The organism is Pseudomonadota bacterium (assembly GCA_022572885.1).
Lineage (GTDB): Bacteria > Pseudomonadota > Gammaproteobacteria > Steroidobacterales > MnTg04 > MnTg04.
Map to the genome: position 1 here is coordinate 124,750 of JACZVC010000003.1, position 23,427 is coordinate 148,176.

Annotated in this window: 21 protein-coding genes; 8 read left to right on the forward strand and 13 right to left on the reverse strand. The window is 57.0% G+C overall.

What is annotated here, in order from left to right; translation table 11 throughout:
• Window positions 1–3: 3 nt before the first annotated feature.
• From IIA05_02195 to IIA05_02210, 4 genes are all read right to left on the reverse strand, one after another.
• Window positions 4–990: a diguanylate cyclase gene (locus tag IIA05_02195; protein MCH9025909.1), complete on the reverse strand. Its 987-nt coding sequence runs from the start codon at window positions 988–990 to the stop codon at window positions 4–6.
• Window positions 987–1,835: a divergent polysaccharide deacetylase family protein gene (locus tag IIA05_02200; protein MCH9025910.1), complete on the reverse strand. Its 849-nt coding sequence runs from the start codon at window positions 1,833–1,835 to the stop codon at window positions 987–989. Before IIA05_02200 ends, IIA05_02195 begins: the two co-directional genes overlap by 4 nt.
• Window positions 1,836–1,867: 32 nt before the next feature.
• Complete coding sequence (locus IIA05_02205; protein ID MCH9025911.1) at window positions 1,868–3,115, reverse strand: S41 family peptidase; 1,248 nt, start codon at window positions 3,113–3,115, stop codon at window positions 1,868–1,870.
• An 83-nt stretch (window positions 3,116–3,198) separates the two neighbouring features.
• Window positions 3,199–4,338: a peptidoglycan DD-metalloendopeptidase family protein gene (locus tag IIA05_02210; protein ID MCH9025912.1), complete on the reverse strand. Its 1,140-nt coding sequence runs from the start codon at window positions 4,336–4,338 to the stop codon at window positions 3,199–3,201.
• Between the two features lie 162 nt (window positions 4,339–4,500).
• Between IIA05_02210 and IIA05_02215 the strand changes: the two genes are divergently transcribed.
• Genes IIA05_02215 through IIA05_02225 form a run of 3 tightly spaced genes read left to right on the forward strand, consistent with a single transcriptional unit; the run spans window position 4,501 to window position 6,485 of the window.
• Entirely contained in the window at window positions 4,501–4,923 is a 423-nt protein-coding gene (locus tag IIA05_02215) for a rhodanese-like domain-containing protein (GenBank protein ID MCH9025913.1), read from the forward strand.
• A gap of 23 nt (window positions 4,924–4,946) precedes the next feature.
• Window positions 4,947–5,441 carry a protein-export chaperone SecB gene (gene secB / locus IIA05_02220; GenBank protein ID MCH9025914.1) on the forward strand — a complete coding sequence of 165 codons (495 nt, stop codon included), beginning with the start codon at window positions 4,947–4,949 and terminating at the stop codon, window positions 5,439–5,441.
• A gap of 39 nt (window positions 5,442–5,480) precedes the next feature.
• On the forward strand, window positions 5,481–6,485 hold the full coding sequence (locus tag IIA05_02225) for an NAD(P)-dependent glycerol-3-phosphate dehydrogenase (protein ID MCH9025915.1): 1,005 nt from the start codon (window positions 5,481–5,483) through the stop codon (window positions 6,483–6,485).
• Between the two features lie 80 nt (window positions 6,486–6,565).
• Here IIA05_02225 and IIA05_02230 read toward each other — a convergent pair whose 3' ends face one another.
• On the reverse strand, window positions 6,566–7,030 hold the full coding sequence (locus IIA05_02230) for a tRNA (cytidine(34)-2'-O)-methyltransferase (GenBank protein MCH9025916.1): 465 nt from the start codon (window positions 7,028–7,030) through the stop codon (window positions 6,566–6,568).
• Between the two features lie 37 nt (window positions 7,031–7,067).
• On the opposite strand from IIA05_02230, the gene IIA05_02235 reads away from it, so the two are divergent.
• Window positions 7,068–8,045, forward strand: a complete 978-nt coding sequence (locus tag IIA05_02235) for a dihydroorotate dehydrogenase (protein MCH9025917.1) — start codon at window positions 7,068–7,070, stop codon at window positions 8,043–8,045.
• 13 nt (window positions 8,046–8,058) lie between these two features.
• Here IIA05_02235 and ntrC read toward each other — a convergent pair whose 3' ends face one another.
• The 4 genes from ntrC to glnA all read right to left on the reverse strand — a co-directional run bounded on the left by ntrC (window position 8,059) and on the right by glnA (window position 12,692).
• Window positions 8,059–9,480 carry a nitrogen regulation protein NR(I) gene (gene ntrC, locus IIA05_02240; protein ID MCH9025918.1) on the reverse strand — a complete coding sequence of 474 codons (1,422 nt, stop codon included), beginning with the start codon at window positions 9,478–9,480 and terminating at the stop codon, window positions 8,059–8,061.
• On the reverse strand, window positions 9,477–10,601 hold the full coding sequence (locus IIA05_02245; protein MCH9025919.1) for a PAS domain-containing protein: 1,125 nt from the start codon (window positions 10,599–10,601) through the stop codon (window positions 9,477–9,479). The genes ntrC and IIA05_02245 overlap by 4 nt, the downstream gene beginning before the upstream one ends.
• Before the next feature lie 60 nt (window positions 10,602–10,661).
• Window positions 10,662–11,198, reverse strand: a complete 537-nt coding sequence (locus IIA05_02250; GenBank protein ID MCH9025920.1) for a DUF4124 domain-containing protein — start codon at window positions 11,196–11,198, stop codon at window positions 10,662–10,664.
• Window positions 11,199–11,282: 84 nt separating this feature from the next.
• The gene (gene glnA, locus IIA05_02255) at window positions 11,283–12,692 is read right to left on the reverse strand and encodes a glutamate--ammonia ligase (protein MCH9025921.1); all 1,410 of its coding nucleotides are present in this window, start codon (window positions 12,690–12,692) and stop codon (window positions 11,283–11,285) included.
• Between the two features lie 243 nt (window positions 12,693–12,935).
• Between glnA and glyQ the strand changes: the two genes are divergently transcribed.
• The 4 genes from glyQ to IIA05_02275 are packed head-to-tail and all read left to right on the forward strand — an operon-like array spanning window position 12,936 to window position 17,239.
• A complete protein-coding gene (gene glyQ, locus IIA05_02260) occupies window positions 12,936–13,886 on the forward strand; it encodes a glycine--tRNA ligase subunit alpha (GenBank protein MCH9025922.1) in 951 nt (316 codons plus the stop codon).
• Window positions 13,879–15,966 (forward strand): glycine--tRNA ligase subunit beta, encoded by a 2,088-nt coding sequence (locus IIA05_02265; GenBank protein ID MCH9025923.1) that lies wholly within the window; start codon window positions 13,879–13,881, stop codon window positions 15,964–15,966. The genes glyQ and IIA05_02265 overlap by 8 nt, the downstream gene beginning before the upstream one ends.
• A gap of 3 nt (window positions 15,967–15,969) precedes the next feature.
• A complete protein-coding gene (gmhB, locus tag IIA05_02270) occupies window positions 15,970–16,518 on the forward strand; it encodes a D-glycero-beta-D-manno-heptose 1,7-bisphosphate 7-phosphatase (GenBank protein ID MCH9025924.1) in 549 nt (182 codons plus the stop codon).
• 1 nt (window position 16,519) lies between these two features.
• Entirely contained in the window at window positions 16,520–17,239 is a 720-nt protein-coding gene (locus IIA05_02275; protein MCH9025925.1) for a 1-acyl-sn-glycerol-3-phosphate acyltransferase, read from the forward strand.
• A gap of 106 nt (window positions 17,240–17,345) precedes the next feature.
• Here the strand turns inward: IIA05_02275 and gyrB are convergent, their stop codons facing one another.
• The 4 genes from gyrB to dnaA form a co-directional block, all read right to left on the reverse strand.
• Window positions 17,346–19,757 (reverse strand): DNA topoisomerase (ATP-hydrolyzing) subunit B, encoded by a 2,412-nt coding sequence (gene gyrB / locus IIA05_02280; protein MCH9025926.1) that lies wholly within the window; start codon window positions 19,755–19,757, stop codon window positions 17,346–17,348.
• A gap of 25 nt (window positions 19,758–19,782) precedes the next feature.
• On the reverse strand, window positions 19,783–20,853 hold the full coding sequence (gene recF, locus IIA05_02285; protein MCH9025927.1) for a DNA replication/repair protein RecF: 1,071 nt from the start codon (window positions 20,851–20,853) through the stop codon (window positions 19,783–19,785).
• A gap of 8 nt (window positions 20,854–20,861) precedes the next feature.
• The gene (gene dnaN / locus IIA05_02290; GenBank protein MCH9025928.1) at window positions 20,862–21,959 is read right to left on the reverse strand and encodes a DNA polymerase III subunit beta; all 1,098 of its coding nucleotides are present in this window, start codon (window positions 21,957–21,959) and stop codon (window positions 20,862–20,864) included.
• A 208-nt stretch (window positions 21,960–22,167) separates the two neighbouring features.
• The coding region (gene dnaA / locus IIA05_02295; protein MCH9025929.1) for a chromosomal replication initiator protein DnaA at window positions 22,168–23,427 on the reverse strand (1,260 nt) is incomplete at its 5' end.

Below are 23,427 nucleotides of genomic sequence, written 5' to 3' on the forward strand. Positions count from 1 at the left end.
TTGTCACACCCAGGTCGGCTGGCTCTTGTGGCGTAGATTTCGGTCCAGTTCCAGTTGCCGGTCCGCATGATCGATTATTTCACCGGGCTCCTGCTGATCCTTAGGATAGGTCGCCATCCCCGCGTGTACGGCCAGTTGCATCACCGACCCCTTGGCATCGTAGGTCAAGCTGGCAATGCGTTCGCGGATCTTCTTAATTGCAAGGCCGGCGCCGGCATGATCGGTCGCCGGCAATAATATCAAGAACTCGCCACCACCCGCCCTGGCGAGGACATCGGTAGTCCGCATGATCTCTTGCAGGGCTCCGGCCAGGCTTTGCAGGCACCCGTTGCCGGCTTGCCTGCCAAATTTCTGGTTGATGGAATTGAGTCCAACCAGGTCCACGGCAACTACCGAATAAAGGTATCCGTGGCGCTTGGCAAGTCGATGGGTGTGCTGCAGAAGATTGTTGAACGCCCGGATGTTATGCACGCCGGTCAGCATGTCCAGTATTTCCAGTTTGACCACCCTCTTATCAAGTGAATCCTTCTGTTCCCGCTGAAACATGACGATGGCCAGGGCAGCCACGCCCGGCAGAAAAAATTGCACCAGCTGGTAACGCGATGACCAGTCGGGTACTGCCACACCCTGGGACAGCAAGGCAAACAATAACAAGGCAACGAAAAAGACCGGTGGCTGGCGCAGAGCTGCCGCCAGCAAGGGCAGAACAACCAAACCACTTAGCCCGGCTGCCGCCCCGTAACGCCAAACTGCCAGGGAAATCACAGATACACCGAGAAGATTTAGTAACGGCAGCGACCAGTCGTCATTCTCACTCCGCCATACCAAAGCGGCGGTTAGCAAACCAAAAGCAAAAAAAGCAGCCACCAGTTTGCCGCTGCCGCCTGTATCCAGGCGCAAAAATAAAAACGCGCCGAGCAAGGCCACGAACAAGGCGTGCAACCAGCGAATCTGATGGCGCGTTGTGGGTATATCCTCTTTTTGAGTCATGGATTTGCGGACTTGATATGCGGGTCGGGGCTGGCCAATTCCCGGGCTGTCTCAGCAAGCGTTTGCTGCCGAGCTAATTCGCGCCCTTCCCGGTAGCGGATGACCTCCGGCACGCTGCTTAGCCTGACACCCTTCCGCAGCAGCGATGGAATAGCCTCCTCAAGAATCTCCATGGTCAATGGGTGAGGATGTGCGATAACCACTACGCTGCCTTCTTGCAACGCCATCCCGATCGCTCGGCTCAGGGCCTGCCGGATCGCATCTTCGTTCAGTTCATGATCAAGAAATATGTCTCTTTCGGTCGCACTGACCGCCTGCTCCCGGGCCACCTGCAAGGCCACGGTATGCGGAGTGGTTCTGCTGTCGACAAAAAACAAATCGCGGCTGGCGAGGATGCCCATCAGCCATCTCATGTGACCCGGGTGGCGGGTAAGCAAGCTGCCGCGATGGTTATTGACGCCCGCCACGAAAGGCAGCCAGTCGAGATCGTCGAGAACGATTTCTTGCATCGCTTGCTGGCTGGTATCCAGGGAAATGCCGCCGGGCTCCAGCTCCTCGCCGAATTCCGCCTCCAGCGGCAGGTGCAACATGACTTGCTTGCCAAGCTCATGCGCCCTGATAGCCAGTTTTCTGCCGAATGGCGTTTTCGGCAACACCGAGCAAGTGACCGGGCCCGGTAACTGCACCGCGCGTAGACCGTCTGCGTAGCGATGTCCCAGGTCATCGATGATGATCGCCATCATCGCTGGCGATGACTCATTGCCCGGAGATATTACGACAGAGCCCGCCGCTGCCATCGACACAAACACGAACAAGGCCAGTGACAGGCGTAATGGTCTCAGCAAACAGCCGGCATCAATTCTAATCCGGCTTTCCGTCACTCTGCCCTGCTGTTGAGAATTGCGCGCCTTTTGACCGTTGCCAGTGCGGTTCGCACGTGGTTGTCTTTCATCAGGACATCCGCCTCGATAGCACTCGTTAGCGACATCAAGGCAACGGTTTCCTCGTCATCCGAGGTGACCACAATATCCGGCATAATGCCCCGCTGGTGTATCGATTCGCCGGATGGCGTGAAATATCGGGAAGTCGTCAGTTTCAAGGCCCGGCCGCCGGACAGCGGTATCACTGTCTGCACCGAGCCTTTGCCGTAGGTCTGCGAGCCGACAATCGTTGCCCGATCCAGGTCTTTCAGCGCCCCGGCCACGATCTCGGAAGACGATGCCGATCCTGAATTGACCAACACGGCCATCCGCGCTCCCTTAAGCAGATCACCCCGCCTGGCGCGCATGCTAAAGCGCGCGTCATCCGCCCGGCCATTCGCCGACACCATTAGCCCCGAGTTCAAAAACAAATCCGCCACTTCGACGGCTGCATCGAGTACGCCTCCGGGGTTGTCGCGCAAATCCAGTATCAGGCCATCCAGCTGGCCTCCCGCTTCTTTCATCAGCTTCCGCAAGGCATCTTCCAGTTCGGCGCCGGTGTTATCGCTGAATTGTGAGATGCGCAAATAGCCATAGCCGGGCTCGAGCATTTTCCCTTTTACGCTCGTTATCCGGATGTGGGTTCTCTCAAGATCAAAGCTCAGCGGTTCTGCCACGCCCGCACGGCTAACGACAATTTTGACCCGGCTGCCTGGCTTGCCGCGCATCCGCGAGATGGTCTCGCCCAGGTTTTTATGAACGACCGGCATATCGTCAATGCTGATAATGATATCGCCACTGCGGATCCCGGCCCGTTTCGCGGGAGTACCGTCAAACGGTGCGACCACCAGGATCTGGTCATTTTCTACGCTGACTTCCAGCCCTACACCGCTGTAACTGCCTGCGGTATTGATCAGGATTTCCTCGTATTCTTCTGCGTCAAGATAGGCCGAATGCGAATCCAGACCGGCAACCATGCCGCGTATCGCCATTTCGATCAGCTCTTCATAAGCCACTTCATCGATATAATCCGAACGAACCTTGTGGAGCACTTCCGCGAACAGCCTGGTTTGATCTACCGGCATCTCGTCGGTCTCGTCCTCGACATCGTAACGATCCGCCAGGACACCGGAGGTAAGGGCCAGCGCAACTGAGAGGAACAGGCTGCCCAGCAAAACAGTAAAGCGTTGGTACTTTCGCGACATAAGAGATCACTCGCACTCGTAGCCCGAATTTACCACATGGGCAGCGATTGCGGCAGCCAATCGTCGCCGCGAAAAGCGTCTATTCATCGCCGGCTCAGCCACTGATGCGGATTCAGCGGCGTGACTCCCCGCCGAATTTCGAAATACAGCGCTGACAACAAGTTGCCGCCGCTGTCGCCGACGATACCTATGATTTCGCCCGCCTCGACCCAGTCCCCGACTTCCCGGTAGAGCGACTCGCTATGGCCGTACAGGCTCAAAAACCCGTCGCCGTGTTCGATGACCATCAACAAACCCATTCCCGGCAACCAGTCCGCGTATGCGACCCGCCCGTGATAAACAGCCCGAACCTCGGCGCCCCTTACGGCGCCCAGCATGACGCCCTGCCATCGCAGCCGCCCACCGGCACGCGGCTGCCCGAAGTCATTGATCAACCGACCTTTTATCGGCCAGCCCAACGAGCCCTTTTTGCCGGCAAATGGATCCCTGACGACCATGGGGAATTCCACCAGGGCCCGCCGCAGGCTGTTCATCAAATGCTGTAGTTCCTGTTCCTGCATCTGCATGCTCGCCAATTGCCTGCCGCTGCTGCTAATCTGCCGCTCCAGACCGGCGACTATGGCCGCCCTTTCCTGGCGTGCCGCATCCAGTCGGGCAAGCTCTTTTTGTCTCCTGCGCTCCAGGCCAACCAGCCGGCCTGTTTCCTCTTCTGTGAGACGATCGAGTTGTCGCAGCCTGGCCAAGCCCTGCTCGACGATCTTTAACAGGACCGCCCGTTGCTCGGTCAGGTAACCGTAATAAGTCATGACGCGACCCAGCGCAGCGGGGTTTTCCTGGTTCAGCAGCAGGCGAATTCGCTCCTGGCGGCCGCTGATATAGGCGGACCGCAACTGACGCCCGAGTTCATACCGATGGCGCGCCAGCGCCGCCTTTTGCGCATTTTGCTCGGCCGCCAGGCTGATTTGCTGCGCCCGGCTAGCGGCCACCTCCTGGCTGGTTTTGCGCAGCAGCTTGCGCGCGGCGGCTACTTCCAGTTCCACGTTACGGAGGCCCGCTTGCGCGTGATCCTTTTTTTCCCGATCCGCTTGCAAGGTGCGATTCAGTGCATTAATAGCCCCTCTCAGTTCAGCCAGCTCGGTCTCATTGTCGCCGGCATCCTGCGCAACAACGGCCGCTATCATCGCGAACAGGCCAGCCAGGAAAAATGCGTGTCGGGTTTTCATCTGGGTGTCAATTCTAACCCGCATATTTCACCAAGGCGCAAGCCGCCCAGTGAAATATGCAGGCCCAGGGGTTTTTATTCCGACAGCCCGGCCACCGAGGCTCCGGGCGCTGCTATAATGGCGCGCCATTTTAGCCGAGCGCCCGGAGGCGCACTACCAAAGATGTCACAGCTTCTTGAATTTGCAGCCAACCATCCCTATCTAGCTGGTGGAGTCGTCGCACTAAGCATTCTTGTGCTTGTCAACGAACTTCGCCTGCGCAGCAATACGGGGAACTTCCTCGATCCCGCCAATGTGGTTTCCCTGATCAACAAGGGCGCCGCGGTGCTGGATCTTAGAAGTGCCGAAAGGTTTGCCACCGGTCACGTAGTCGGCGCCAGGAACATCCCGGTTGACCAGCTAGAGTCGTCCGCCGGCAAACTGAAACGCTACTCGGGCAAACCCATGATCGTGTATTGCGACAATGGCACCGCTTGCCGCAAGGCGGTGGCCAGGCTGCAAGAAATGGGATTCGAACATACGGTGGCAATGCGTGGTGGGCTGCAGGCCTGGACGCAGGAAAATATGCCGCTGGTCAAAGACTGAACAATAGGAAAAGGAAGCTAGCCATGAGCAAAAAAAGCACCGCAGCAGCAGAAGCCGGCGGACAGACCAGGACCTTTGCCCTGCAAAAAATTTATCTCAAGGATTGCTCCTTCGAGTCACCGAACGCGCCAGCTATTTATGCCGAGCCGTGGAACCCGGGCATTCAGCTCAATATGCACACCACAAGTTCCCTGGTTGCCGAAAATGCTCATGAAGTCGTGCTGCACACGACGCTGGAAGCCAAACTCGGTGACAAGGTTGCGTTGCTGATCGAAGTGCAACAAGCGGGCATATTCCAGATCGTTGACGCATCGGAAGACGAACTGAAATCCCTGCTTGCCTGCCGTTGCGCAGAAATGCTTTATCCGTTCAGCCGCCAGATTATTTCAGACCTGGCAACACAGGGTGGTTTCCCGCAATTGTTGTTGCAGCCGATGGATTTCGAAGAATTATTCGCCCAGGCCAATGCAGCGGGTCAGGCTGAGGCTAAGACCAAAACCAAGACCAAGACCAATTAAAAGGCGCCAGACAGAATCAGCAGGCCGGCCGACAAGACGATCAGCATACTGGGAGCGGGCTCCTGGGGTACCGCGCTGGCCATTCAGTTTGCCCGCAAGGGCAGACCGGTCCTGATTTGGGGTAGGAACTCTCGGCATCTCGAGGAATTGGAGCGCGTACGGTGCAACCACGTTTATTTGCCCGCTGCTGATTTTCCGCCGTCTCTGAAAATCGAAAGCGATTTTGCAAAGGCTGTAGCTGGCTCGGACGACCTGCTGCTGGTCGTACCGAGCCATGCCTTCCGGGAATTGCTGACGGCGATGAAACCGCTGCTTGGAAAAAACCACCGAATTTCCTGGGCGACCAAGGGTTTTGAACTGGGCACCGGCAAACTGCCGCACCAGGTCGCAAGCGAAGTGCTCTCCGACAAATATCCGCTGGCGGTTTTGTCCGGCCCGACTTTTGCCCGTGAAGTGGGTTTGGGCTTGCCAACCGCCATGACGGTAGCTGCGGACGATCAGGAGTTTGCTCGCGAACTGGCCGAGGAAATTTCCGATGATAATTTCCGCGCTTATACCTCGAATGACATCATTGGCGTCGAAGTCGGCGGTGCAGTGAAGAATGTCCTGGCCATCGGCGCCGGTGTATCGGACGGGCTGGGGTACGGATCGAACACGCGCATTGCGCTGATTACGCGGGGATTGGTCGAGCTTGGCCGCCTGGGCCGTGCGCTGGGGGCCAGACCAGAGACATTTATGGGTCTGGCAGGTATGGGCGACCTGGTTTTGACTTGCACCGATGACCAGTCGCGTAACCGGCGTATGGGGCTGGCGCTGGCCGCGGGGAAATCACCCGATGAGGCAGCCCGCGAAATAGGCCAAGTCGTCGAGGGCGTAATGGCCGCACGCGCGGTACACCAGGTGTCTTTGCGCCACCAAGTGGAAATGCCGATCTGCGCACAGGTCTACCGGATCCTTTACCAGGGCGCGACCCCGGAATCAGCGGTACAGGCCCTGATGACTCGCGATCTCAAAAGTGAAGATCACTCTGCGAACCTGGAGTAAATCTCTGCATCCACGCATAACACATGGCGGCCTGGCTATCGTGGCGTGGCCGGTCCACGATTTGCCGCTTGCCCGGTCGCTCAGGCCCCACCCGAAAAACCGCGCTGGCGCCATGCCTCATAGAGGATAACCGCGGCCGCATTGGCCAGGTTCAGGCTGCGATTGTCGGGTCTTAGCGGAATCCTCAGACGCTGTGCCACCGGTACCGATTCAATGAGCGCCATAGGCAGCCCACGTGTTTCGGGGCCAAAGAGAAACGCGTCGCCGGGGCGGAATCGGGGATGGTCATATGGTGTCGGCGCTCGCGTGGAAAGCGCGAATAACCTGGGGTCGCCGACGCTCTCCAGGCAATCTTGCAAGGACTCGTGCTGTTTCACGCTGGCGAATTCGTGATAATCCAGCCCGGCACGGCGCAATCTGGGCTCATCCAGTTCGAACGCCAGTGGTTTGATCAGGTGCAATTGCGCGCCAGTATTCGCGCACAGGCGTATGATGTTGCCGGTATTCGGCGGAATCTCCGGCTGGTACAAAATGACATGAAACATGGCTGGCGCGGCCTGTCGGCTAACGGAAGCGAATTGTATGACAGGAAAAAGTGACGGGCGACCTAACAGCCTGGCAATGGAGTTCTGCGGTATGCAACTGAGCTCGCCGATTGTGCTTCTGTCCGGCTGTGTAGGGTTCGGCGAGGAATACACGCGAGTAAACGGTTTTTCGAATCGTGACGCAGGCGCGATCGTACTCAAGGGCACGACCAGGGAACCGCGCCTCGGGAACCCGCTGCACCGGGTCTTTGAAACGCCGATGGGTATGCTGAACGCCATCGGGCTGCAAAACCCGGGAATGGATGTCGTCGTTGACGATATTTTGCCAACCCTGGATTTTACCGAAACCCGATTTATCGCCAACGTCTGTGGCTCGACGATAGAAGAATATGCGGAGGTCACCAGGCGTTTTGACGATTCCCCGATCGACGCTATCGAGGTCAATATTTCCTGTCCCAATATCAAGGCAGGCGGCGTCGCCTTTGGCAACGTGCCAGAGATGTCGGCCCGGGTCGTAGAGGCTTGCCGCAAGGCAACCAGTAAACCCATCATCACCAAACTTTCACCAAATCAGACCGATATCAAGGAAAACGCACGCCGGTGTATAGAAGCGGGCAGTGATGCGCTCGCGGTTATCAATACCGTGATGGGCATGGCTATCGATTCGGAAACGCGCGAGCCGGTCATCGGTAATGTGCAGGGTGGTCTTTCGGGCCCGGCGATCAAGCCGATCGCGTTACTGAAAGTTCACCAGGTTTATGAAGTCGCCGGACCGCTCGGTATTCCGATTATCGGCCAGGGCGGCATCATGACCGCGACCGATGCGCTGGAATTCATTATTGCGGGAGCGAGCACGGTGGGAGTGGGTACCGCTCTTTTCTACGATCCACTGGTCTGCCTGAAAATTAACGCGGGTATCGCCGAATATCTGGAACGCCAGTCGATCACGCTGCCGCAGCTGGTGGGCAGCATGACGCATGGGCCAGACATCAAGGACAGCGCCGCGGCGGGGTAGCGGCGAGCCCTGGCTAGTATTTCTTTGCGCCCAGCTTGAGTTCCTTGATTCTGCGGCTCAGCGTGTTGCGGCCCCAGCCCAGCAATTTGGCGGCTTCACCCCTGCGTCCTCCGGCCCGGGCCAACGCTTCGTTGATCAGTATTTTCTCGACTTCCGGGATAGCGATGGCCATCAGCGGTTTGCTGCCGGTCGCCAGCTCACGCCTGGCCCAACCAGCCAACGCGTCTTGCCACTGATCGTTTCCTGGCTTCGCCTGCAGCCCGCCCAGTTCCTCGGGGATGTCGCTGCACCGGATTTCGCGTCCGGGCGCGGTCACGGTCAGCAGGCGGCAAGCGTTGATCAACTGCCTGACGTTCCCTGGCCAGGCAAACCGCCCCAGCAGTTTTCCCGCAGCGCTGCTGAGTCGCTTGGCCGGCACACCCAGTTCCCTGGCGGTCGCCGACAGGTAGTGGTCAAATAACGCCGGGATGTCTTCCCGGTGTTCGTTAAGCGCCGGCACGCGAACATGAATCACGTTTAACCGATGAAACAGGTCTTCCCGGAAAGATCCCTCTTCGACCAGGCGCACCAGGTCCTTGTTGGTCGCCGCCAGCACCCGAACATCCACTGTGACAGGCTTCTGCCCGCCTACCCGGTAAAACTCCCCCTCGGCCAATACCCGCAGCAGGCGAGTCTGCAGCGCGGGCGACATGTCGCCAATTTCATCGAGGAACAAAGTACCACCATCCGCTTGTTCGAAACGGCCGTGATGCTGCCCCGTTGCTCCGGTAAACGCGCCTTTTTCATGGCCGAACAACTCCGACTCGAGCAATTCCGCCGGGATTGCCGAAGTGTTCAGCGCAACAAAGGCCTTCCTGGCACGCGGTGAATGCCGGTGCAGCGCATTGGCCACCAACTCCTTGCCGGTCCCGGACTGTCCGGTGATAAGCACGGTCATGCTGGAGCGCGCGAGCCGGCCGATGGCGCGGTATACCTCCTGCATGGCCGGCGCCTGACCAATCAGTTCCGGCGTGCTGGCGCGCAGGTCTTCCCGTGGGGGCTCGCCACCGGTATCAGCGGCGGCACGATGAACCAGCGCCACCGCTTCGTCCACATCGAACGGTTTTGGCAAGTACTCGAATGCACCGCCACCGTAAGCGGTCACTGCGCTGTCCAGGTCGGCGTAAGCGGTCGTTACAATGATCGGCAAACCGGGTCGTTCGCGACCCAGGATTGCCAGCAAATCCAGCCCGGTAACCCCGGGCATGCGGATATCGGTCAGCAGTACGTCGGGCTGTTCGGCGGGCGGGTCATCGCTCCCGTTCAATGCCGCGAGCAGGGTATCGCCATCTTCGAACGCACGGACATGCATCCCTGCCTCCGAACAGGCTTTCTCCAGCACCCAGCGAATCGATGGATCGTCGTCCGCCAGCCAGACTTTCAGTGTCTCGTTCATGCCTGGACCTCCGCCCTCGTGATAGTCGACACACCGTCGTTGCCGCGCCCGGTTTCTACCGCCGTGTCGGTTGCAGGGTATATCGGCAGCAGCATCTGAAAAACGGTGCGCCCCGGGCGGCTGCCAAATTCGATCAGTCCGCCATGACGGTGAACCAGGTCCTGCGCAAGTGGCAGGCCAAGCCCGCTTCCGGTGCCACTGCTGACCAGTGGGTAAAAAATCTGCTCACTGATTTCCTGTGCCACGCCGACGCCATCGTCCTCCACCTCTATGCTCGCGACCAGCCGATGCCGCGTAGAACCAATTGTGAAACGACTCAGCACCCGAGTCCGGAAAATCACCTTGCCGTGGCGCCCAACAGCTTGCATGGCATTTCGACCCAGGTTCAGCAACGCCTGAATAATCTGGCCCCGGTCAAGCATCATTTCCGGCAGGCTGGGATCGTAATCTCTTTCGAGCGCTACCCCCGCACCGGCCTGCGCGCCGAGCAGCCTGATCACGTGTTCGATAAGTTCGTGGATGCTGACGCTCGCTTTCTGCGGAGCCTGCTCTGGGCCGAGCAGCGTATCGACGAGCGCGGCCAGGCGGTCCGCTTCGCTGATAATGACGCTGGTGTATTCTTTCGTGACTTCGTCACCGAGGCGTCTTTCCAGCAACTGGGCGGCACCGCGCAATCCTCCGAGCGGGTTTCTTATTTCATGGGCCAGTTGCCGGATCATCGTCCGGCTCACGCCATGCTGGTCATGCAAAGCATTCTCTCTCGATATTTTTTCACGCCGGCTCACGTCGATCAGTTCGATCAGCAAACCGTCACCGCTCCCAATATCTATCGGCTCGGCGTTGCAGTCGATCAGGTGAACTTCGGTCTGCCCTGGTCCCGGCGCCACCGATACACCGCTGAGTGTATGGGGCTGCTGAGTGTCAAGCGCTCGCTCGACCATTTTCGCCAACTCAGGACAATGGTGAAAAAGTCCGGCGCTCTTGCGGCCCAATCCGTGTTGCTGGCTACAGCCGAGTATCTGCTCCGCGGCCGGATTCAAAAAGACGGCGCGGCCATCGCTGCCGAGCAACAGCACCCCGGCGCTCAAACCGTTCAGTATGAGTTGCGACTGTGCGCTCATATGCTGTTGTCCGACACTGGGTTGACCTGCCAACCGTTCCCGGCGTCATTGTACAGGTTCTTATTTTATGCTGGTTTGGTGAACCTGAAAGGTAATCAGTTCGGTTTGCTGAATCTCATCTCCATTGCGGCTATTCACGACAGCGCGAACCGTATGGGTACCCCGGTAAACGTCATTCAACACATAACTTCGACGCCGGCTGCCAGGCGCCGACATGTTCTGGCCGTCAAAAAACAGTGCAATCGTGTCGCCGCCCCGCGGCGGAGGCGAGATTTCTATTACCACGTTGACGACACCGCCGATATTCCAAAAAACCTCGCCCTGGCCGGGCGCTGTAATCGCAAATGTTTCGTAGGCGCCCGTGTTCTGCGAGTCTCGGCTAATCGCCGATTCCTCGCTCATATACAACGGCGACGGCGCAAAGCCCTGTACCGCATCGACTTCGATCGCGATCGCTCCCGGGCGCGGTGTATCCGCGTAATGTACGAGCCCGTCCTCGTCCTCCCAGGTGTACATCGTGACCGCGGCTACGGGTAAAGAAACCAGCATCATCAAAAGCAACAGCTTGCGCATGCGCCTATAGTACCGCGCAAACATGAACACAACCTAAAAAATAGTCGCCTTCCGGCGCTTTATTCACCATAAGCCGGTCTATTGCCGCTCCCTCCGGCTGGTTGAGTTCTAAAGGCTGTAATACAACTCAAATTCCACCGGGTGAGTGGTCATTCTCAATTGGGTGACATCATCCGACTTGAGTTCGATATAGGCGTCGATCAGGTCGTCGCTAAACACGCCGCCACCTTTCAGAAACTCGCGATCCTGGTCCAGTGCATCGAGTGCCTGGTCCAGTGAATAACAAACCTCGGCGATATTGCTTGCCTCTTCCGGCGGCAGGTCATAAAGGTTCTTGTCCATCGGCTCACCCGGGTGAATCTTGTTCTGTATGCCGTCGAGACCCGCCATCAGCATCGCTGAAAACGCCAGGTAAGGATTTGCCATTGAATCTGGAAAACGCACTTCGATACGCCTGCCCTTGGGGTTGCTGACAAAGGGTATGCGGATGGACGCGGACCGGTTGCGCGCCGAGTAGGCCAGTTTGACCGGCGCTTCAAAACCAGGGACCAGTCGTTTGTAGCTGTTGGTCGCCGGATTGGTAAACGCGTTCAATGCCCGCGCGTGCTTGATAATTCCGCCGATATAAAAAAGCGCAGACTCGGACAGACCGCCATAACCATCGCCAGTGAACAAATTGTTGCCGTCCGTGGCCAGCGACATGTGTACATGCATTCCGTTACCGTTGTCGCCAACCACCGGTTTTGGCATGAAGGTTGCCGTCTTGCCGTAAGAATGGGCAACATTCATGACCGCGTATTTCATGATCTGGACTTCGTCAGATTTCTTTACCAGGGTATTGAACTTCACACCTATTTCACACTGACCGGCGGTCGCAACCTCGTGGTGATGAACCTCCGTTTCAACGCCCATATCCTCCATTGCCAGACACATCGCCGAGCGCAGGTCCTGCAACGAATCGACCGGTGGTACCGGAAAATACCCGCCCTTGACACCCGGACGATGGCCAAAATTGCCATCGCGATAGGCCTTTTCAGAGTTCCAGCCAGCCTCGCTGGAGTCGATTTTGTAAAACGTGCCGGCCATCTGCACGCCCCAGCGCACATCATCAAAAACAAAGAATTCATTCTCCGGTCCAAAAAACGCCTGATCCGCGATGCCGGTTGATTTGAGATAAGTCTCCGCGCGCTTCGCCAGCGATCGCGGGTCGCGCTCGTAGCCCTGCATGGTATTCGGTTCCACAACATCGCAACGCAGATTGATGGTCGCGTCTTCACAAAAAACATCCATGATCGCCGTGTCGGTATCCGGCATCAGGATCATGTCGGACTCGTTGATGCCCTTCCACCCGTCTATGGAGGAACCGTCAAACATTTTTCCATCTTCAAAAAAATCGTAGTCAACTGTGTGCGCCGGCAAGGTCACGTGCTGTTCCTTTCCTCGTGTGTCGGTAAATCTCAGGTCGACAAACTTGATCTCGTTGTCCTTGATCATCGTCAAGACGTCCGCGGCTTTCATTGCTGTCTCCTTCCGGTTGGTTTGGCCCCGGCGGGGCTCGAGTCTCCTCATTCTATGCGAAATTCATGCCGGTTTTTGCCGCCCGGATCTCCGGAATCCCGGCCTTAGCTCCGGGGTGGGCGCACCGCCTTGGTGCATTGCCCAATACTTATGCACCACATTGAGCCAACAGCGCCCTTGACGGTGCACAAGCGCCGGGGCAACCGCTATACTTTCCCGTTGCGACCGGCAGGCGGATAAATAATGAGCAATGGCGCCAAGGGGAAGCCGCCCCAGACTTTTCAGGACTTAATCCTGGCCCTGCAGGAATACTGGGCCGGGACGGGTTGCGTGTTGCTGCAACCCTACGACAAGGAAATGGGCGCCGGGACCTTTCATACGGCGACTTTTTTGCGCTCGATCGGGCCCGAACCGTGGCGTGCGGCATACGTACAACCCACCCGCCGGCCCGCCGACGGACGTTACGGCGACAACCCGTTTCGCCTGCAGCATTACTACCAGTATCAGGTCGTCATCAAGCCATCGCCGGCGGATATCCAGGATCTGTATCTCGGGTCGCTGTTTGCGCTGGGTATCGATCCGCTGGTTCATGATATCCGTTTTGTCGAGGACAACTGGGAATCGCCAACCCTGGGCGCATGGGGCCTGGGCTGGGAGGTATGGCTCAATGGCATGGAGATCACGCAGTTTACCTATTTTCAACAGACCGGCGGACTCGACTGCCGACCGGTAACCGGCGAGATAACTTACGGCCTGGAACGCATCGCAATGTATCTGCAGGATGTCGACAGCGTCTTCGACCTGGTCTGGACCGATGGCCCGCTGGGTCGAATCAGCTATGGCGATGTTTTTCACCAGAATGAAGTGGAAATGTCGAAATACAACTTCGAATACGCGGACATCGAGGTCATGTTTCGCCGTTTCGATGAAAACGAGACCGCTTGTAAAGGTTTGCTGGACGCCGGCTTGGCTTTGCCGGCCTACGAGCAAGTTCTTGAGGCGTCTCACAATTTCAACCTGCTGGATGCGCGCAAGGCGATTTCCGTGACCGAGAGACAGCGGTATATCCAGCGCGTGCGCGCGCTGGCGTGCGCGGTTGCCAAAGCCTATTACGACAGCAGGGAAGCCCTGGGCTTTCCGATGCTGAACCCAGCCACGAACAAAGCGCAAAAAACGGGTTCGGAGCATGGCTGAACAACATGATTTCCTGGTCGAGATAGGGACCGAAGAGTTACCGCCAAAGGCGCTGCGCAATCTGTCCGAAGCTTTCGCCCACGGACTGGTGGGTGCGTTTGCCGAGGCCGGCCTGGCGCACGGTGCGGTCAGCCCATATGCCACACCAAGGCGGCTTGCCGTGCTGGTCGAAGGTCTGGCGTCGAAGCAGGCCGATCGCGAAGTCGAGCGCCGTGGACCACCGCGCAAAGTTGCTTACGATAAAAACGGAAACCCGACCAAGGCAGCCACCGCGTTTGCCGAAAAGTGCGGCATCGCGGTCGCTGACATCGAGAAAGACGGGCCGGGTAAAGACGCTCGACTGATCTGGCGCGGCATCGAAAAAGGCCGGACCGCAGCCAGCATTCTGCCCGCAATGGTCCAGGACAGCCTGGATCAGCTTCCGGTGCCAAGGCGCATGCGCTGGGGCGACGGTGAAGCCGAGTTTGTCCGGCCGGTACACTGGATATTGATGAAGCTCGGTGGCGACACGCTGGATGCAACCATCTGCGGAGTCAGGACGGGCAATACCAGCCGCGGTCATCGGTTCATGGCGCCAGCCGAAATAAAAATCGGCAAAGCTGCGCAATATGCGGCGTTGCTCGAAAAAAAGGGCAAAGTGCTGGTCGATTTTTCCAAACGGCTGGCAGTCATCCGTAAGCAGGTGCACGAACAAGCGGCCGCTATAGGCGGGCAACCGCAAATTAACGAGGCGCTGCTCGAAGAGGTCACCGCACTGGTCGAATGGCCGGTTGCCCTGACCGCCAGTTTCCCGGAGGAGTTTCTCGAACTGCCAGCCGAAGTGCTGACGGCAACCCTTACCGGGCACCAGCGATATTTTCTGGTGGTTGACCACTCCAATCGCGAGCGGATATTGCCGGCATTTATCGCGGTCGCCAATCTGGACAGCAAAGATCCCGCAAAAATTCGCGAGGGCAATCGGCGGGTCGTGCAACCACGCCTCGATGATTCCATGTTCTTTTGGAATCAGGATAGGATGATCAGGCTCGAAGATCGTGAAAGTTCGCTGAAGAACGTGCTTTTTCACGCTCAGTTAGGCTCTGTTTACGACAAATCGATACGAACAGGCGTGCTAGCCGCCAGGATTGCCGGACAACTCGACGGTGACCCCGAGACGGCCCGGCGGGCGGCCATGCTCGCAAAATGCGATCTGCTGACGCTGATGGTCGCGGAGTTTCCGGAATTGCAGGGTGTCATGGGTCGTTATTACGCGAAGAACGACGGCTTGGCCGACGACCTCGCGGTGGCCCTGGCCGAACAATACCTCCCGCGTTTCGCCGGCGACCAGCTACCGGCGACAATAATCGGCCAGGCGCTGGCCATTGCTGAGAAAATCGACACCATCTGCGGCATATTCGCGATCGGTCAAAAACCCAGCGGCAACAAAGACCCGTTCGCATTGCGAAGAAATGCCCTTGGCTGCCTGCGAATTCTGATCGAGCGCGAGGTTGATCTGGACCTGCGGGCCGTCATTGCAGGGTCGCTTGCCCAGCAGCCTGTCAATACCGGCGATGAACTTGCCGATGAGATATACGATTTCATGATGGACAGGCTCAGGGTCTATTACCTGGCTGACAAGAAGATGAATATCGGTCACGACGTTTTCGATGCGGTACTGGCACGCAGTCCGGTATCACCGCTAGATTTCCACCAACGTCTGATCGCGGTCAAGGCCTTTCAGACGATGTCATCCGCCGATTCATTGGCGGCCGCCAACAAGCGCATCGCCAACATACTGCGCAGGAGTAAAGACAAGTTGCCGGCGGATCCGGATGCCGGGCTGCTCAGCGAGCCAGCCGAGCAATTATTATACGATCAGCTGCAGGACATGCTGGTAAAGATACGGCCCATGCTCGAGCAGCGCCGTTACCAGGAGTCGCTGGAAAATCTCGCGGGCCTTGGCCCGGCCGTCGACGATTTCTTCGACAATGTCATGGTCATGGTCGAGGATGCGGCCTTGCGCGTGAATCGTCTCGCGTTGCTAAATCAGCTGCGGGGTCTTTTTTTGCAGACCGCGGATCTTTCGCGGCTCCAGCCTTAGGCCATGAGCAGCCCGCTGGTAATTCTCGATCGGGACGGGGTGATCAATTTCGACTCAGACGCCTTTATCAAATCCCCGGACGAGTGGCTGCCCATACCCGGGAGCCTCGAGGCTATCGCCAGATTGTACCAGGCGGGGTGGCGGGTGGTTGTTGCCAGCAATCAATCCGGTGTCGGCCGCGGCCTGATGGACGAAGACGCCCTCGAAGCGATCCACCGGCGAATGGAGCAAGCGGTGACGGCTGCCGGGGGCCACTTCGACGGTATCTACTATTGCCCCCACCATCCCGATGAAGGCTGCAAATGCAGGAAGCCGTTGCCCGGATTACTCAACGCCATCGCTAGCCATTTCGATATATCTTTGGAACATGTCCCGGTGATCGGTGACAGCGCGCGCGACCTTGAGGCAGCGGATGCTGCCGGCGCGGAACCGGTGCTGGTGCTGACCGGTAACGGTGAGAAAACGCGGGTCGGGTTGGCAGACGATTCCGTGGTACCCGTTTACGCCGATCTGTCGGCTGCCGTGGATGGATTGCTGGCAGCGGACCAATAAAATGCAGTTTCTCCGCTCGCTGTTTTTTACCTTGCTGCTGTTTGTCTCGCCACTTCTGCCCTGTCTCCTGATCGTGCTATCCGGTCCGCTGCCCTACCGGTTTCGCATCGCCATCGCAATCGCCTGGGCAAAAGGCGTCATGTGGATGCTAAAGGTAATCTGTCGGCTCGATTACGTCGTCGAGGGGCGGGAGAACCTGCCCGAGAACCCCGGCGTGCTGATGATCAAACATACCTCGACCTGGGAGGTCATCTCCCAGTTTTGCATTTTCAATAATCAAAGCTGGGTCATCAAACGCGAGTTGATGTGGGCGCCGTTCATCGGCTGGGCCCTGCTGTTCATGCGGCCAATCCCGGTCAACCGCGGTGGTGGCCATAGCGCGGTCGAACAAGTGATTAAAAAAGGGTCGCAACGGATACGGCAGGGAATGGGGGTAATGGTTTTTCCGGAGGGTACCCGCATGGAACCGGGTCAGACCCGTCGATACGGCCTCAGCGGCGCCTTGCTGGCACTGGAAGTAGACCGCCCGATTGTCCCGATTGCCCACAACGCCGGTGACTTCTGGCTGCGCCGCGGCTTGTTGAAAAAACCCGGCACCATAAGACTGGTGATCGGACCGCCGATCGAGGTGAGCGGCAAGGGGCCGGAGGCCCTGAACCTCGAAGTCCAAGGCTGGATCGAGGCTAAGATGCGCGAGATCAGCGCCGCCTATAAATGCTAGCGAGGGTCTGCAAAATCTGCGCCCCGTAAAGGTTTCCCAGCCAAAAGCCGGCAATTTACCGGCAACCGGTTACAACCCCAATCCCCGCTAAAAATACTGGCTTGACTCAAACGTCAAGGTTTGCCACCCGCAAGGCGTTGCGCTCGATAAACTCGCGGCGCGGCTCGACCTGGTCGCCCATCAGCGTGGTAAACAGTTCGTCCGCCGTTTGCGCGTCTTCGACGCGCACCCGCGTCAACAGGCGATTTTCCGGATCGATGGTCGTTTCCCACAACTGATCCGGGTTCATCTCGCCGAGACCTTTGTATCGCTGGATGCTGATTCCTTTTTTTGCCTGCGCCATGAACCACTGCATCGCTTCCCGGAAACTGGTGACATCCTGCCGCTGGTCGCCGCGACCGGCAAATGCGCCTTCATCGACAAGGCTGTTGAGTTCTGAAGCCAGTTCAGCAACGCGCCGATACTCGGCGGAGGCGAAAAATTCCTTGTGAATGTGCCGGGTAGCGGTCAGCCCGTGATGAGTTCGGCTCACCGCGATCTGGTGATCGCCGTCATCGTCTGCAGCCACCAGCTGCAAGTCGTAAGAAGCTCCGTTCTTATCCTTGAGACGCTCGCTGAGGCGTTGTAGCCATGGTTCCATAACCTTTTGATTATTAAGCGTTTTTTCATCAATCTGTGGCAGATATGACAGCTTTTCAAGCAGGCGCTTGTCATAGCGGCGAGCCAGCCGATCGATGATCGCGTTGACCTCCATGTATTTCCTGGCGAGCGCTTCGAGTTGCGGGCCCTTGATCGGCGGCGCCTCGGCACTGACATGCAAGGAAGCGTTTTCCAGCGCGATGCGTAGCATCTGGGCATCAAGCTCTTTGTCGTCCTTGACGTATCGCTCCTGCTTGCCCTTTTTCAATTTGTACAAAGGTGGCTGGGCAATATATACGTACCCGCGCTCGATCAGCTCGGGCATCTGCCGGTAAAAAAAGGTCAGCAGCAATGTACGAATATGCGAACCGTCGACATCGGCGTCGGTCATGATAATGATTTTGTGATAACGCAATTTTTCGATATCGAATTCGTCGCTGCCTATACCACACCCCAGAGCGGTAATCAGCGTCCCGATTTCGACCGACGACAGCATCTTGTCAAAACGAGCTTTTTCCACATTCAGAATTTTGCCCTTCAGCGGCAGGATCGCCTGGGTCCTGCGGTCACGCCCTTGTTTTGCGGAACCCCCCGCGGAATCACCCTCGACCAGGAATATTTCCGACAACGCCGGATCCTTTTCCTGGCAATCGGCCAGCTTGCCGGGGAGACCGGCGATATCCAGCACGCTCTTGCGGCGAGTCATTTCCCTGGCCTTTCTGGCGGCATCACGGGCCCGTGCCGCGTCGATAATCTTGCCGACTATCGCCTTGGCCTGTTGCGGATTTTCCTGCAGATAATCCTCCAGCACTTCACCCGTGACCGACTCCACTATTCCCTTGATCTCGGACGAGACCAGTTTGTCCTTGGTCTGTGACGAAAACTTCGGGTCCGGTACCTTGATCGACAAAACAGCCGCCATGCCCTCGCGCGCATCGTCACCAGTCGTGTTGACTTTTTCCTTGCGCGTCGCCGGCAAGGCTTCGATGTAATGGTTCATCGTCCGGGTCAGTGCGCTGCGAAACCCAGCCAGGTGTGTACCGCCATCGCGTTGCGGGATGTTATTGGTAAAACAAAGCATGTTCTCCTGGTAGGAGTCGTTCCATTGCATGGCGATTTCCACGTTTACGCCATCGCGCTCGCGCTGGAAATACGCGATACCTTCGTGGATCGGGGTCTTGTTCCGATTCAGATGCTCGACAAATGCCTTGATGCCGCCTTCGAATTCGAAAACATCGTTGAGTTCCTCGCGTTCATCGACCAACTCGATCCGGACGCCGGAATTGAGAAACGACAACTCACGAAGGCGGCGGGCCAGAATATCGTAGTCAAATTCAATATTGGTAAATATTTTGCTGCTCGGCCTGAAGCGCAGCGTGGTACCGGTACGATCGGTTTTCTCCATGGTTTTCATCGGTGCAAGCGGCTCACCCAGGCTGTATACCTGGCGATGCACATGACCATCGCGGCAAATTTCCAGTTCCAGGTGTTCGGACAACGCGTTGACCACGGAGACACCGACGCCGTGAAGCCCGCCGGAGACCTTGTAGGAGTTGTCGTCAAACTTACCGCCCGCATGCAGCACCGTCATGATGACTTCAGCGGCCGAACGCCCTTCTTCTGAGTGCTGGTCGACGGGGATGCCGCGACCATCATCCTCAACCGTTACCGATTCATCGGCGTGAATCGTGACCTTGATGCGGCTGCAATGACCGGCCAGCGCCTCGTCTACCGAGTTGTCCACCACCTCGAAAACCATGTGATGCAAACCGGTGCCATCGTCAGTATCGCCGATGTACATTCCCGGCCGTTTGCGGACCGCGTCCAGGCCCTTGAGAACCTTGATATTGGTGGCGTCGTAACTGTTTTCTTTTGTCATTGCCTTTATCCGAACCTAAACCTGATCATTGTACCACCTTTGACACCTTTCCCTGTTCCACGTGAAACCTTGCGAAATCACCTGAAACGCCCGCTATATCTGGCGCCAGCGCCGTGATTATCAACTGCAGATTGCGCTTTTGAATCGCCGTCATCAGCCTCTCCAGGTGCTCTCGATCGAGCTCTGCCACCGGGTCGTCTACCAGCAAAATACGGTCACTCACCACCGCGTTTTCCAGCACATCGAGCTGGCCGATGAGTAGCGCACTGGCCAGCATTTTTTGTTGCCCGCGCGACACCCGGTTTTTTGCCACTTTTCCGGAAAACCGCACGACCAGATCGGCCCGATGCGGGCCAACCTGGGTGGCATGGTGTTGACGGTCCCGCAACCAGGATTTATCCAGCGCCTCCTGAAACCCGCAATCTCTACCCCAACCCGGGCTGAGTTCCAGTTCCAGCGTGTCGCCCAGCAATTCCTCTGCACAAGCTGCTACCGCTGGCTTAAGGGCTTGAATTTGCCTCGTTCTCGCGTCATGAATCAGGTTTCCCGCCTCTACCAGCGCGATTTCCCACGGTTTGGCAGCCTTGCGGTCGCCGTTTTGTCTCAACACGGCGTTTCTTTGCCGCAACGCCCGCTGATAGCGGCGCCAAATCTCCAGAAAACCAGGTTCCACGTGGAACACGCCCCAATCCAAGAACCGCCTGCGCCGCGCTGGCCCTTCTTCCAGTAACTTGTGAATATCCGGGTCGATAACTTGCACCGGCAGTGCTTGTGCCAGCTCTGCCAAGCTGCCAACAGGTTCTCCGCCGATTCTGGCTTCGGTCTTACTACGCGAGCACCGTACCCCCAACGATGTTTCACGTGAAACATCGCGAATCCGCCCCGTGACTACGCACTCCGCTGCCCCGTCTTGAACCAGTTGATCCAGATATGCGGTTCGAAAAGACCGCGCACGACTCAGGAAAAAAACCGCTTCCAGCAAGCTGGTCTTACCCGAGGCATTGGGTCCACTAATCAGATTGCCAACCGGGTTGAGTTCCAGCTCGACGTTGGTCAGACATCTGAACCCCTGGATTTTCAAATTTTCCAGGGCCATCGCCTCGCTCAGAGCCGCATCGGCATAACCACGTATTTGCAGCTCTTTGAACCGGGTTCCGTGATCAAACAGCTACTGTTGGAATCGATCAATCCCACTTCAACCTGATCGCTATCGACAGCAGAGAGCGCATCCAGCAGATAATTCACATTGAAGCCAATCTCGAGGTCTTCACCACTGTATTTCACCGCCACTTCCTCTTCGGCTTCTTCCTGCTCCGGGTTGTGTGCCAGAATTCGAATACTGTTGCCTTTCACGTCCAGACGAATCCCCCGATATTTCTCATTGGACAGAATCGCCGCACGATGCAAGGCCTGTTTCAGAATCTCGCGGTCCCCGGTCAACGGGCTGCTCTTTGCGCTCGGGATCACCCGACGATAATCCGGGAAACGACCATCGATCAATTTTGAGGTAAAACGAATCGAACCAACTTGCGCACGGATATGGTTGCTGCCGATCTCCAGACTGATATCTCCTTCTCCGCCAAGCAATCGAAGTAGTTCAAGCACACCCTTCCGCGGAACGATAACCTGGTGTTCACCCTTGCACGCTTCCTTCAAGTTGACTTCACACAGCGCCAGCCGGTGGCCGTCGGTTGCAACTGCGCGCAACGTCTTCTCCGCAGCCTCTAGCAGTATGCCGTTCAGGTAATAACGAACATCCTGCTGAGCCATGGAGAACTGGGTTTTTTCCAACAGCCGGTGAGCGTCTTTCTCGCTGATGGAAAGCGTAACCTGTGCATCGATGTCATCGATGACCGGGAATTCGGCCGCCGGCAAAGTCGACAGCGTAAAACGACTGCGTCCCGAGCGAATCTGGACCCTGTCACCGTCCAGCATCAGGCTGATTTTCACAGCCGCCGGCAAAGCCCGAAAAATATCGAGCAGTTTCCGGCCAGGAACAGTGATTTCTCCATCCTGTTTAACATTAATTTTACTGCTGGCCACCAGTTCAACTTCGAGGTCCGTCGCCGTTACTGACAAATGGCCGTCTTTGGCGACGAGCAAAACGTTGCTCAGGATTGGCATGGTTTGGCGTCTCTCGACGACACCGATTACCGCTTGCAATGGTTCGATAAATATTTCTCTTTGAGCACTAAGCTTCATTTGCCCACCTTCTTAATAATATTAAATATATATAAGATTATTATTATTATTAGCCCCCCTGTGTTTCTGTGGAAAGCTTTAAAACTTGTTGTATTTCAATATGTTATAAAGGATTTCTCTGTGTAGAATCAGTGGTTATCCATAGCTGTTTTCTGTGCATGGTTTGGGGATAAGCAAGCTTTCTGTTTTCGTCAACACTTTACTCACATCAACTGTTCATGGTTCTCAACAGGTTTTGATAATCTTCCCCAATCCGATTTTCCGACTCACGCAACTGCTTGATTTTTCGGCACGCATGCAAGACGGTGGTGTGGTCACGACCCCCGAAAAGATCCCCGATCTCCGGTAAACTGTGGCTGGTCAATTCCTTGGCGAGGCTCATCGCAATCTGCCTTGGCCTGGCGATCGAACGGCTGCGCCGTTTGGACAGCATGTCGGCGAGGCGAATCTTGTAATACTCCGCGACAATTTTCTGGATGTTTTCTACAGTGACCAGTTTTTCCTGTACGGCCAGCAGGTCACGTAGCGCATCGCGGGTAAATTCCAGGGTGATCGGTTGACCGGTAAACCTTGAGTTTGCCGCGACGCGGCGCAACGCGCCCTCAAGCTCGCGAACATTGGAACGAATTCGCCGGGCAATAAAAAACGCGACTTCTTCCGGTAAATCAACGCTCTCCAGAGCCGCTTTGCTCATCAGGATTGCAACACTGGTTTCCAGTTCCGGTGGTTCGATGGCGACCGTCAAACCCCAGCCAAATCGCGATTTGAGTCTCTCTTCGAGACCGGAGACCTCCTTGGGGTACCGGTCGCAGGTCAGGATTATCTGGTGCTGCCCCTCGAGCAGGGCATTGAAGGTATGGAAAAACTCTTCCTGAGATCGCTCCTTGCCGGCGAAGAACTGAATGTCATCGATAAGCAGGGTATTGAGCGACCGGTAGGCACGTTTGAATTGATTGATGCGGTTATGCTGCAGCGCTTTGACCATATCCCCGACAAACCTTTCGGAATGAACATACGCCACCCTGGCACTGGGATTGGCAGCGATGACGGCGTTTCCAATCGCATGCATGAGGTGGGTCTTGCCAAGACCGACACCGCCGTAGATCAGCAACGGGTTGTATGCACGACCTACATTAGCGGCAACCTGAATAGCGGCGGCCTTGGCCAATTGGTTACTTTTGCCCTCGACAAAAGTCTCGAAGGTGTAATCACCGTTCAGGCGGCTGCCAAGCGTTGGTATCATCGGTCGCTGTGGCGCTAGCCTGCCACCAACGGAACCGGGTTTTTCGGCAGGGATCGTCTGCGACCTGCTGCCAACGCTGAGGATTACCTGCGGACAGTTATCGGGTTGGCTTTCCCGTAGGATTTCCTGGATTCTCTCGATGAAATGGGTGTTTACCCAGTCGACGACAAAACGATTCGGCGCCAGGAGTTGTAAATCGCCGTTTGTCTCGATTGCCTGCAGGGG